7 protein-coding genes are annotated in these 13,136 nt (G+C 49.2%); 3 read left to right on the forward strand and 4 right to left on the reverse strand.

Features of this window, described 5'->3' with window-relative positions:
- The 3 genes from MJZ26_05705 to MJZ26_05715 all read left to right on the forward strand — a co-directional run.
- On the forward strand, positions 1–1,535 hold a 1,535-nt coding region (locus tag MJZ26_05705), incomplete at its 5' end, for a transketolase (protein ID MCQ2105268.1).
- 101 nt (positions 1,536–1,636) lie between these two features.
- A complete protein-coding gene (gene nrdR / locus MJZ26_05710) occupies positions 1,637–2,080 on the forward strand; it encodes a transcriptional regulator NrdR (protein MCQ2105269.1) in 444 nt (147 codons plus the stop codon).
- 1 nt (position 2,081) lies between these two features.
- Positions 2,082–3,029 (forward strand): class I SAM-dependent methyltransferase, encoded by a 948-nt coding sequence (locus MJZ26_05715; protein ID MCQ2105270.1) that lies wholly within the window; start codon positions 2,082–2,084, stop codon positions 3,027–3,029.
- Here MJZ26_05715 and MJZ26_05720 read toward each other — a convergent pair.
- The 4 genes from MJZ26_05720 to MJZ26_05735 all read right to left on the reverse strand — a co-directional run bounded on the left by MJZ26_05720 (position 3,026) and on the right by MJZ26_05735 (position 13,065).
- A complete protein-coding gene (locus MJZ26_05720; protein MCQ2105271.1) occupies positions 3,026–4,492 on the reverse strand; it encodes a sigma-54 dependent transcriptional regulator in 1,467 nt (488 codons plus the stop codon). The two genes, MJZ26_05715 and MJZ26_05720, sit on opposite strands and share 4 nt — an antisense overlap.
- Positions 4,492–4,866 (reverse strand): response regulator, encoded by a 375-nt coding sequence (locus MJZ26_05725; GenBank protein MCQ2105272.1) that lies wholly within the window; start codon positions 4,864–4,866, stop codon positions 4,492–4,494. Before MJZ26_05725 ends, MJZ26_05720 begins: the two co-directional genes overlap by 1 nt.
- Positions 4,866–7,109 carry an ATP-binding protein gene (locus tag MJZ26_05730; GenBank protein MCQ2105273.1) on the reverse strand — a complete coding sequence of 748 codons (2,244 nt, stop codon included), beginning with the start codon at positions 7,107–7,109 and terminating at the stop codon, positions 4,866–4,868. The genes MJZ26_05725 and MJZ26_05730 overlap by 1 nt, the downstream gene beginning before the upstream one ends.
- Before the next feature lie 100 nt (positions 7,110–7,209).
- Positions 7,210–13,065: a glycoside hydrolase family 9 protein gene (locus MJZ26_05735; GenBank protein ID MCQ2105274.1), complete on the reverse strand. Its 5,856-nt coding sequence runs from the start codon at positions 13,063–13,065 to the stop codon at positions 7,210–7,212.
- Positions 13,066–13,136: the final 71 nt, after the last annotated feature.

The following is a 13,136-nucleotide window of genomic DNA, read 5'->3' on the forward strand; positions in this document are numbered from 1 at the left end:
TCCAGCTGTCCTGCCGTTGCGAAGACGTGATGAGCCACGACTTCAAGAAGCAGTATGAAGCATGGGGCTTCCGTGTTATCGACGTGGCTGACGGTTCTGACATCGCCTCTCTCCGTGAAGCCTTCAAGGCTGCATGGGCAGAAACTGAAAAGCCTACCATCGTCATCGGTCATACCACCATGGCTAAGGGCGCCATCGCCGAAGACGGCAAGTCCTTCGAAGGCGCTGTCTCCACTCACGGTCAGCCGCTGAACGCAGCAGGCGCTTCTACCGACGCAACCGTCAAGAATCTCGGTGGCGATCCGGCTGATCCCTTCAAGATTTTCCCGGAAGTTGCAGAAGCTTTCGAAGCTCGCAAGGCCGAACTCCGCAAGGAAGTTGAAGCCTGGAAGAAGGCCAAGGCTGCCTGGGACGCAGCAAATCCTGAAAAGGCTGCTACCCTCAAGGATTGGCTCTCTGGCAACGCTCCGAAGATCGACCTTTCCGGTCTGGAACTGAAGGAAGGGGTTGCAACCCGCGTGACTTCCGGCACCGTTCTCGGTCACCTGGCAGAAAATGTAAAGAACTGCATCTGCTCCTCTGCTGACCTTTCCAACTCCGACAACACCCAGGCCTTCCTCAACAAGACTGGCATCTTCCGCGCTAACGACTTCAAGGGCGGCTTCGTCCAGGTTGGCGTTGCCGAACTGACTATGGGTGCTATCTGCTGCGGTATCGCTCTCCACGGCGGTCTCTACCCGATTTGTGCTACCTTCTTCGTGTTCAGCGACTTCATGAAGCCGGTGCTCCGTATGGCAGCCCTCATGGGTCTGCCTGTTAAGTTCATGTACACCCACGACAGCTTCCGCGTTGGCGAAGACGGCCCGACTCACGAACCTATCGAACACGAAACTCAGATTCGACTTCTGGAAGGTCTTAAGAAGACTCACGGCGCCAACAAGGGCAAGTCCGAAATGCTGGTGCTCCGTCCGGCTGACGCCTTCGAAACTACCGTCGCATGGGAAATGGCTTTCGAAAATAACGATAGCCCCACTACCTTGATCCTTACCCGTCAGAACGTGAAGACTCTCCCTGGTGACCGCAAGGCTGAAGCAGCCAAGTGCCGTAAGGGTGCCTACATTGTAAGCGACAACTGCGGTTCCGCTCGTCCGGATCTCACTTTCGTCTCCAACGGTTCCGACGTTCTCTTGACTCACGACGCTGCTGAAGTTCTCCGCGCCGAAGGCCTCAAGGTCCGCGTGGTCTCCATGATCAGCCCGGCCCTCTTCCAGAGCCAGAGCAAGGAATACCGCGATTCCATTATCACTCCTTGGACTCCGGTGTTTGCAAAGTCCAGTGGCCTCCCGCTCTTGTTCGCCCAGGTTGTGGGTGGCTTCGGTAAGGTTTCCGGTCTGGAACGCTTCGGTGCTTCCGCTCCGGCTGGCGTCCTTGAAAAGGAATTCGGCTACACTCCGGAAGCCGTGGTTGCAGAAGCCAAGGCTTACCTGGCTGAATACAAGGCAAACGTCGAAGACTTCAAGAAGGCTAATGGCTAATTACGAATTATGAGTTATGAATTACAAGAGTAAGTAAGGCGCCTACGGCGCGAAAAAATCTCATAATTCATAATTCGTACTTCATATTTTTTTTGAAAATCATGATTTGCCCGTTTTGCAAGAAAGATAACGACAAGGTAGTCGATAGCCGCGCTATCGGTTCCTACATCAGGCGCCGTCGCGAGTGCGTGGAGTGCGGTCGTCGTTTTTCAACCCGCGAGTACGTGGAACTTCAGCCCTTGACCGTTATCAAGCGCAACGGGGAGCATGAGCCGTTCCAACGCGAAAAGCTTTTGCGCGGTGTTATCAACTCCTGCAAGAAACGTCCGGTTTCTGTATCCGACATGGAACAGTTGGCAATCAATGTTGAAAATGCCCTGACTGTGACGGAGAACTTCGAAGTAACCTATGAACAGATCGGTAATCTGGTCATGCAGGAACTTAAGAAACTGGATCTTGTGTCCTATGTCCGATTCGCCTCTATTTATCGTGAATTCAAGGAAGTGGACGAATTCGTAGACCAGATCAAGACCTTGGACAAGTAGTGTGTTCAAGAAGCTCTTAACGGAAGCTAACGAAAAACGCTGTTCACTTTTTGAAGTGACCGATGCGTATCGTGTGGTGAATGGCGCTGCCGATGGTTTCCCCGGGCTTACTCTGGATAGATTTGGCGATCGTTTCCAGATTCAGTATTTCGGCCCGGAACTTCTCTCCAAGAAAGATGCGATATCTTCTGCAGTAGGAGAACTGTTTGATCCCAAGTGCCTTGTAGTGAAGGAACGTTTGTCCCGTTCTGGAAGATCCCTTGAGAATCCCCCTATGGAAGTTGTGTTTGGCTCCAGTGCGGATTCCATTGGCGTTGTCCGTGAAGGTCCTGCCAAGTTCAATGTTGACTTGCTAGATACCGTCAATCCGGGGCTTTTCCTGGATATGCGGTCTGTCCGTCTGGAGATTGGCCCGCAGTGTGGCGGCCGTCGTTTCTTGAACCTTTTCAGCTACACCTGTTCCTTCTCTGTTCATGCCCGTCTTGGCGGAGCTACTCTTGCTACAAATGCGGACATCAGCGGTAAGATTCTGGACAAGGGCCGCGAAAACTATGCCCTGAACGGTCTGGACTTGCGTCCTGGCGAATTCTTCCGAGGCAACGCGGTGGAGTATGTGGCTTGGGCCAAGAAGAAGGGTTTGAAGTTCGATGGCATTGTGTTGGATCCTCCAAGCTTTGCCCGCTTCAAGGGTTTCAACTTCAACGTCCGAGAACACTTGATGCCCTTGGTTGCCGAATGCGCATCGGTCTTGAATTCCAACGGTTTCTTTATGGTTAGCTCCAACTACAGCGAGTTTAACCTGAATGGATTTGCCCGCGACGTCCTTGCCGCAGTGTCCTCTGTACACAAGAATGCCCGCACTGTCTGGAAGCGCGGGCAGGATATTGATTTTGTGGGAAGCGGCTCTACCAAGGATTCTTGCCTGGTGGCAACTTTGGTGGAAGTCTAGCCTTCCGAATCCCCATCCATTTCGATTTTCAGTTCCTTCAGCTTGCGCCAAAGGGTGGCTCGACTGATCCCGAGCTTTTTGCAGACCTCGGTTCTGTTTCCCTTGAACATGGACAAGGCGCTTAAGATGTGCCTGCGTTCCAGCTCCTCCAAGGTCAAGATTTCTGCATCCTCCGCCGGTTCTGCCTGGGCTATGGTTGCAGGTTTCTTGCTTTCGTAGCTGATGCCGCGAGTCATGTCCTGGGGAACCGCTTCAGGTTCATTTGAACTCTGGCTGCTCATGTGGGGAATGGCCATGGTCTTTTCCTTGGCGCATTCCTGCACGTTTTCCGGGAGGTCCTCAAGACGGATGATTCCGTTTTCGGCAAGAACGATGGCGTGTTCCAGAATGTTTTCCAGTTCACGGATGTTGCCAGGATAGTGATACTTGGTCAATGCGTAAAGAGCTGCCGGCTCCAGGTCCAGGATTTCCTTTCCCTGGGATTCCTTGTTCTTTAGGATGAAGTACTTGATCAAGTTGGGCAACGCCGGCTTGCGTTCACGCAGGGGAGGAAGCTGCAGGTGGAATGTATTCAGACGGTAGTACAAGTCTTCGCGGAAGTTTCCGCTGAGCATTCGTTCCTGAAGGTTTCTGTTGGTTGCTGCAATAACACGGACGTCCAGGTAGCGGGCTTCGGTTTCGCCGACACGACGGATTTCGTGGCTCTGCAAGAAACGAAGCAGCTTGACTTGGGTAGCGGCAGAAAGTTCGCCAACTTCATCCAAGAACAATGTTCCTCCGTTTGCAGATTCAAAAAGGCCTTTCTTATCGGTAGTGGATCCTGTGTAGGCACCCTTGCGGCTACCGAAAAGTTCGCTTTCCACCAGGTTCTCGGGAATGGCTCCACAGTTCACTGCAACAAAGGGCTCGTTGGCTCGTTTGCTGTAGCGGTGAACTACGTTGGCCAGGAATTCCTTGCCGGAACCGGATTCGCCTGTAATCAGCACGGTACTGTTAGTAGGCGCAATCTTGTAAACCGTCTTAAGAATCTTTCGCATTTCGGGAGTGTTTCCCAAAAGGCTGTCCAGCACCTGGGATTCCATCAACTGGTTGTTGGACCTGTTGTGGAGTTGGGCCTGGATTTTTTGCGCTGTAGTTTCCAACAGGGAAATGGTTACAGGCTTTTTCAAGAAGCTGTTGGCGCCTCGGGTAATGGCGCTTGCTGCGCCCTGCCAGTTGCGGTCGTCGCAGAGCACAAAAATTTCGATGCCGGGATGGCGCTCCTTCAGGTAGCTCACCATGTCCATGTTGTCTTGCATCAAGAAGGGAACCTCGATAAACGCAAGGTCTATCGGGTCGTTCTTGACAATCGGCATCAGACTGACTTCGTCGGAACAAGTCAGCAAGTTTGAATCTGGTACAGACCAGGTTCGCTGAATATCGTTAAGGAACTTCTGATCAGAATCTGCGATCAGGATATTCATTAAGCGTGGCTCTTGATGATCTCTTCGACCTTGGCACGAAGTGCCTGAAGGTCAACGGGCTTGTTGAAGGTTGCTGCAACATCGAAGTGCTGGGCAGTAATCAGGTAGTCCTCGGCTGCAGTACGTCCGCCACCACTTACGGCGATGGTTCGGTCGCTCATCTTCTGGCGGCGAAGGTCCAGGATGACTTCGAATCCGTCTACATCCGGCATGATGATGTCTGTAATGATGACATCGTACTGCTTATTCTGGTAAAGGGCCTTGGCGTCCTTACCGTTGCTTGCAGTTTCCACTGTGTAGCCCTTGATTTCGAGGGCGGATTTCAACATCAGGTTGAACTGTTCGTCATCGTCAATAATCAAGATTGTGGACATTAGTCCTCCTTCGTTTCTGTTTCTAATGGCCAATATAGATTAAATGCAGTGCCTTCGCCCACTGTAGTCTGCACAGTAAAGTAGGCTTTTCCGTCATTTAGCAGTCTAAGTGCCGAGGAAAGGCCCAATCCAAGGCCTTCTCCAGGGGCTTTTGTGGTAAAGAACGGTGCAAAGATTCGTTCCAGGGTGCCAGAGTCCATTCCGGTACCCGTATCGATGATGTCAATCTTGGCGTATTCGCCTGCAGGAATTGGCGGTGCGTATGGCGTTACAAGCTGGCTTTCCAAGACGCATTTTTGCAGGGCGAAGGTCAGGTGTCCGCCATTTTCCTTCATTGCGAAAATAGCGTTGTTGGCTAGGTTGCTGATGATGCGATCCAAGGAGGCTACGATACCGCGGATTTTCAAACTTTGGTCAAGACCTTCGCTGTGGATTGTAATGTTTGGCGGAATGGTCAGGCCAATCTTTTTAACCACATCTTCGATAATCATGTAAGGGCTGAAAACGATTGCGGGGGTCGCAGAGCGAGCGTTGCCGCGAATTGCATTCAAAAGTTCTTCCAAGGATGTCTTGCCGCGAAGGGCTGCCTTCAAAGCTTCTGAGATGAACATGTAGGCCGGGTTGTCCTGGGGAAGCATTTCCTGTGCAAGCTGGCAGAACCCGATTTGAGAACCAAGGATGTTGTTGTAGTCGTGGGCGAAGGCTCCGCACATGGTTCCCAGTTCTTCCAATCGGGAGTGGATGAACTTTTGCTCGCGGAGCATGTTTCGTTCCTGTTCCAGTCGACGCTGCTCAGTTACGTCGATCATGATGCATAGCGTCTTATAAGGCGGACGTTCCTGGATAATGGGAATGTACATGTTCTCGAAAATCTGGACGGGCTCACCATTTTTAGCAAGCTTGATTGCGTCATCGTTGGAAATTTCAATGCCGTTTCGATCGATGTAGGATGTGTATGCTCCACCTTCGCCGTTTTCTCGGGCGTTCTTTTCCAATGCGTTGACTCGGTCTGGCTCGTCCTTGGAACCTTCCAGGGAACCCTGGAAAACTAGATCTTGCTGATTTTGTTTTTGATAGACGCCAAGCTCGTTCTTGTACCAGACGCGGAACGGAAGATTGTTGATCAAGGTGTTCAGTAGATTTTCTCTTTCAACTTTGAAATTGGCTTCTCGTTCCAAACGGTTTTGGTACCGAACGAGATCGTGGGTATATTCCACGTATTGCTCGTTCAAGGTCTTGATGTTTTGTTGCAGTAGCTGGGTCTTGGAAATATCCGAGAAGTAGGCAATGTTCATCACCGTCGTTAGGGTCTGGCGAGCCTTGAAAAAGTGGATTTTCAAGGTGTGAGTTTCTCCATTAATATCGACGGGAATGTCGTTGTAGACTAGTTCTCTGAAAATATCCAGGTTTGGTGGGAATATTGTACGAATGGACTTGCCTAGAATGGATTCGGCGGAACTGTAACCTAAAAGCTTTACGGCACCCTGGTTTGCGTATTCAATCTTTCCGTCATTATCGAAGTAGAAAATGCCGTCTTCCATCTTGCTGTTAAGCTTTCTCAAGAACCAAAGGGCGCTTCTATTCTTGTAGGTGGAGGAAGTGTAGTATTGCCCACAGATAATGGTCAGCATGACCGTCATCAGCTGATGCCAAATAAGGAAATGGAATGAACCGGTCCAGGCCTTGAAACCGGAGGCAATGGGAATGACTATATCAAAGGCGAATGCGGTAATGACGAAAAATCCGTAGGTGCCTGCCATGTAGTTCTCTGTCTGGGACAAGGACTGGTCTATGGCATGTAATGCATTTCTTAGCAAGAAATAGATGGCGGAGACTAGGACTGGTAATACAAATAGGGCGTAGATGATTGCAAATGTTCCGAATATCGGATGATCGGCAAAGGGATGATGGTTAAGTATTTCAATGTTGGTGATTAGGGTTGGGTCTACGCAGAGAATAACTGAAAACGCAATGATGCAAAAGGAGCCAAGGGCGATGGACAGAGTCCTGATCTTGTCTCGCTTTTTGAATACGATTAGTTCCCCGATTTGGTAAGCGACAAATCCAACCTGGATCCACACAAAAGCCTGGATTGCAAAAAGCAATTGACGGAAATAGAAATTACTTGTCCCGTATTCGGTTGTCCCATTAAAAAATAAAATGCCGATGATGCTGCAAAGATTCCATACGATGTTTATCGCAACGAGTTTTTTTAAACTACTGGGCGTTTTTTGAATGGTCATCTTGCTTTCCAGCATAAGCGGGAAAATGCAAGCGACTATCAATCCGAGGATTGATAGTATCAACAGATAGGGGGAATTTGAATACAGGCTTTCAGACATGTTATTTTATTCGTCTTACTCCAAATACTTCTGTTTTGTCGTAGGATGTTGCGGATGAGAATCGTTTTGCCGTTTCAATATCCTTGTTCAAGTTAGGTGTAAACTTTGCTTCGAGTTGGGCCTTGTAGACGTAGGCTCCAGTGGCTATGGCCCTGCCGTTTTCCGCCTGGAGTCCGGTTCCATCCATATTTGCCCATTCTACAAAGAAGACTACCTTGCTTGCAGAAGACAGGTACTGCTGCGGGGTGACAATGAAGGATCCTGCAGAACGGTTTACGTAGCTTCCCAAGTTGGAGTAAATGGGAATGTTGTACTTAAACTTGAGACTTTCCCAAGCGGCGTCTTCGCTGGACGCGCCACCACGGGGAACGTTTAGTTCAATCCTCCAAATAGTTCCGTTCATCATGGTGGAATCAATGCCCTGTGCTACAACTTGACCGCCAATGACCAGGTCCAGCTTCTTGGTATTGGGATTCTGTATGTAGAGTCTAACGTTTTCGCTGCTGGCAACCTGAGACCTGTTAGGACCTCCGGATGTGCCGACCTTATCTTCGTTGACCAGCTTGACCTTGAACTTGACCTTTACATCGCCGCTGCTTCCGATAGGAATCCAGGGGTTGTTAATCGCGGGCATATTGCCACTCTGGTCCACAAGGGCACTGAATTCCTTAGGTTGCATTCTGACAAAACCACCTTCGGAAGGAGCCAGGTCGCTTGTTGCATCAAATGTGACGGCCAGGGTGGACTTTCCTGCCATAAAGCTCATCTTGTAGACATCATGCATGTAGATGATTGTGTCGACATTGTCCATTTTTTGACGATAATAGATTCGGCTGGAATCTACCACGTTGACAGGTTCACTGATTTCAACCTTGAGTATTCCCATGTCTCCAGAGGTGTTGTTGATGGAGGCTACAACAAATACAGGGCCGGCCTTGTCTTCACCAAGGACGTCGCTGGATTCATAGGACGCTCCCTCACCTAGATGCTGCACGACAAGACCTGCATTTTCAATAGCCATGCCACGGGAGGATCCGCTGTATGTGCCACTGGTGTTGCCAAGCTTAAAAGGCTGCATGAAATCAAGAGTTGCTTCGGTTCTAGAGGCGCTGAAGGAAAGATCAGTTCCTGCTACCCACAGGGTTTCGGGCTCTGTTCTACCAAATATGACGGAGACGTTGTTAGGAACATGACGTTCGTCAACTTCACGTTCGAATTCTATGTCTACGTGTTCTGCAAGGCCATCTTCATTGGCGTCAGAAATGGCTGCATAAATCATAGGAACAGGGATCAGCTTGAGGGTAATGGGCAGCAGGGGAGGCTCGCAACTGGAGATTCCGTTTCCGTTCTTGTCCTTGATGCCGGCGCTGCTCAGCAACCTGGCGAACATTCCTTCTGTTACGATGGAAGAACCGTCCGCTGCAAAAGCAATTTCAAATTCCCAAATGTTGAGAGAGTCGTTGTAAATCTGAGACGAAATTACTGTGGGGGTCGCGCCAGGTGTTGTCTTGTCGCTTGCAAAAAGACTTAAAGGCCATTCTGCGCTGGGAACTGCTACTGGTTCACTGAATTGCATATAGACTCGGTCGGTAGTTGCTGTGTCCAGAAGTTCCAATACGGAAATAGACAACAGAATAGGTGCCATTCCGTCCTTGTAGAAGTAGTCATGAGACTGGATTCCACTTTCAGTTGTGGAATTTAGTGTAATCTTTCCGTAGGGGCTTGTGTTGATTGTTGCTCCAGGAATGTTGATGCCAACAACAAGATCTCTGCCTTCCAGACTGTTAACCTTTGTTGTCTCGTAGACTTTTCCTTCGTATTCAAAGGAAACTGATGTGAAGGATTGACCTGGCTGGTATTCGTTGGTCAAGGTTATATGGATTGCGTCAGGAATGTTGTCACAATCACTATCGATCATCTTGGCGTCATCAATAATGGGCCAAGGCGGAATTTCCTTGATAATCAATACCGCGGTTGCCGGGGTATAGGCAACTGTTGCGGTTGTATTGCCCATTGCCTTTAGAATGGTTTCTGTAGGTGTGTCTGACTTGAGATAGAATACAGCCTCGCCCTTGATGAGGTCAATTCGTTCCACAGGGTGGGTGGCTTCACTGGATGTGTAGAAGGTGGCAAAACCCGTTGCGGAGGAAACCAATATACTTATATCCTCAGCCAAGGGAACCTTATTGCTGTCCAGTAGGCGAACCCTAACTTCTGCGATCTTTCCTGTGTAGGTAAGGATTGTGTCGGTTAAAAATTCCAGGTATCTCTGTTCAGGCGGGATGGTGATAGAGTCGATTTCCACATTGCTGCGAACAACGGCGCAGGCACAGTCATAGCTGCCGTTGAGATTGGCTGCACGGTTATGCCAGCTGACCCATTCTGTATAGTTGTTGCCGTAGCTGGAAATAGTACTGTACTTGAATTCAAGGGAATCTTTTCGATTGCTGGGAACGTAGTTTGTGACAGCAAACATTGACATCCCGTTCATTTCGAATTCATCCAAGATGCCTGTGGGAGAGACCTTGCTTGAGCCTGCATAAGTCGTTGCTGAATCGACTTTTTCTACAGAATAGTGGGGCGTGACAAAGGGGCTGGTAAAGTTCAAGTCAACAGTCTTGATTGTCAAAGGACCGTTTTCTGGAGTATAAGTTGGACCATAGCCGTAGATGTGCTTGCCATGGTAGTAGACCGTGATGTAGGGGTCTCTAGTTATTGCTATGTCGCCGATTCCATCTTTATCGGGGTCTTCCAACTGCTCCGTTTCAGAACCGCGGTAAACGGGGCCTTTTTCCAGAGGGATTCCGTTGAATTTTTCAGGGTCTGTGGCAGCCATATGAGGTGCCATGGACCAGCTGTTCTTGAAGTCCTTGAAAGAACCTTTTCCCTTTTCAAACAAGGCTGTAACAACCATCTGTCCGGAAACTTGGAGGGTGTCCTTGATGTTGATGGGGAGATAGTATTGGTCACCTTCTAGAGTGGGACTGCCAAAGCTGTAACTTTTAATGTTGGTCATCAGACCATCGCCACCCCAGTTCTGGTTCATTATAGAATTGCTCCAGGGCACTGTGGCGAAGTTGGGGTTGTCTCCGAGGTAAACGCGAACTTCAAAGTCATGGAAAGGCATAGTGTCGTTGTTAACCAGATAGAACATCAACTGGTGGCAATCTTCCCAGTTGGAGCACTCTGCGTCACTCTGGTAAGAACTGGGTTTCACAAAAATATCGATGTCAGCGTAGCTCGCTTCGCTTTCTGTCTGGAATGTGTAGTATTTCCCGCCATTTTCGTCGGTAGTGGATCCGGAAGAAACGGAGAAGTAGTAGGTAGTTCCTGCCTTGAGATTGGTCAAAGTCGCTTCGTGGAACAGCACGGCTCCGCCTTCTGCTGCCTGAGCTTCATTTAGATTTGAAGTCGATGTGCCATAGTTGACAATGCCGTTCATGCGTTTGTCGCTCCACCAGTAAATCTTGGCGCTGCGATGGTCCACCTGGCAGATAGTAACTCCGCTGATTGTTGTGGAGGCCGGGTTCATTGTGAATTTATACCACATGCCATGGTTGTCGTCGGTAGACAGGTTACGTTTGGTGTCCATGCCTTCCAGGAAGAAGTAGTATGTTTCTCCTGTGACAAGACCGTCAATTGTCAAGGAGCCGCCTTTACTTGCTGTTCCCTGCTGGACCGATTTTGCGCCTGCAACATCGGGCGTTGTGTTATAGAAAACTGTTACAAGAGCCACTTCGTTGGCATCCCAGCTTATAATGGCTTCAGTATCACTAATAGGTGTTCCTGCAATGTTACTGAATATCGGTCCTTCCTTGTCTACGGGCAGGGAGTTGGAGAAAATCAGCATGGGCATGAAAAGGGTTGTGGTGAAGTCCGCACAGGTTTCTGTAACGGTATAGTCCTCCCAGTCGTCCTTAAGCGTCTTTTCGGGAGATGCTCCGCCCATAAGTGCGCCCAGGGGGCAACGGTATTGATAGGGAACGCCACCGGCGTTGTAACCATCGGGATTGGATGCTCGGTTATGAGGGTGATTCAGGTTTTTGTCTCCAACGCCCATAATGAAGGAAACGTCCCAGGGGTTGGCGCCAAGGTTGTAGTAGATGTTGTCCAATGCGATGTTGAGGTATGCCTGTTTTTCTTCTCCCTGAGTCAATTCAGAGAGCATGAAGAACTGGTTGATGGCTCCCATGTTATATCGGTTGAATCCCCAGTCGCTGGAAGTCCATACCAGATTATAGGGACGAACTGCAGTCACGTTGCCGAAACGGTTCTTATGGACTAAGAGGTCCCCCTGGGTTCCGTCATCGGTCAAGCGGCGCAAAAGATTCACAGTTCTTTGGAATAAAGTATCACGTTCAAGTTCGCCTACGTTATACTTTGCTGCGGTCTCCTTGTCTTCTAGGATTAGACGGGCAAAGGAGTAGAGAACTAGTGAGTGAACATTCTCGAAGTCCAGCATCCAGCCACCGGGTGAGAATCCACTGAGGTGTCCAAGAATACCGCCCTTGAAATATGGACCAGCGTCGTCTGGCTCATTGTTGTACATGTAGTTTGTGGAATTTTCGTTGATGTCTTCATTCTTATACAGATCGTACTGATAGATTGTGTCCTTGGTTGCGTACCAAAGAGCCAGGGCGCCTGCCGCGGCATCGTCCATCCAGTTCGCTTCGGAAGATCCTCCTGGGTAGAATCCTTTCAGTTCATCTGTTCTAACATACTGAGTTCCTTTAGAAATACTTTTTGTATTGTATTTGACAACATTGGCATAGATGTCTATTGCGGCATTGCGCAAGGAATCTGCGTAAACAGGATCGTAGGGTTCCCAACCTACAGAAAAATAAGCGAGAACTGCGGCGATCATACCAGAAGAGGTTCCAACGCCTTTTGCTACGTGACGATCCGGTCCTCCTTTGCTGAAGGGCTGGGCATCTTGTTTTTCGGGCTTGTCCCAGAATTGATGGTCTTCTGAGCCTATGCCAACAGAGTGGTACATGTCGTGCTTTTCAATTAGACCGTCGGCCTTGGAGGCTTTATAAAGTTTGAAGAAAAAGTCTGCACCAATCTTGGCTTCGTACAAAATGTCCGGAATACCGTCGGTGAATACGGTGTCATTGTAGGAATTGCCGAAACGGTCCTCGGCTCTATCGGGATGAACCAAGTATGTGGTAATAAGTCCATAGGCCGTGTAGGTCATGGTTTCGGAAACCTTAAAGTGGTCTCCGCAGTCATGCCATCCGCCTGTCAAGTCGTGGCCTACCTCGGAACCGTCCTGCAAATGGCATGCGGCATGAAACCAAGAGTTCGTATTACCGCATCTTTGCGCGCCGAGGAACTTCAGGGCGGTTTCGAAAATGGCGTTAAATACTCCTGGATCAATATTAAAGTGGGCGGATGTATCAGCTCCAATTTTTACGTAGTACTCGCCTTGAGATGTGAGGGACGAGAATGTGGCTTTTGTCAAATTTTCTGTTTTGGTGGAGGCGGTGGAATCGCCAAACATATACAGCTTGGTTCCGATGGATTTGAAAACGCCGTTGACCCAAACATTTGGCTTTGTGACGTTTTCCATGAGGGCTTCCGTGGTGCCACTGTAAGCTTCTTTTCCTGTGCTTACATCAATGACAGAAAATGCGGTTCCTGCTGGTATGTCTGCCACGTAGGCATATTTCTGGTCTTGAGGACGGAAACCGACCTGGTTTACGCGGATATTTCTACGGGCATAGACGTTAATAGAGTCAAGGTAACGTCTATCGCAGTCGTGGCAGGTTCGGTCAATGTTTGGTAAGTCATATATGGTCGCGGCAGAGATTGTTGCAACCAATGAAAGACCTAAAAGGAAAATTGTCTTGATCATTTTCATCACGCTTTTCTTGTAAAAAATGAACTCAAATCCCATCCATCAAAAAACACAAAAGAATGTGAACC

This window comes from Fibrobacter sp. (assembly GCA_024398965.1).
Taxonomy (GTDB): Bacteria; Fibrobacterota; Fibrobacteria; order Fibrobacterales; family Fibrobacteraceae; genus Fibrobacter.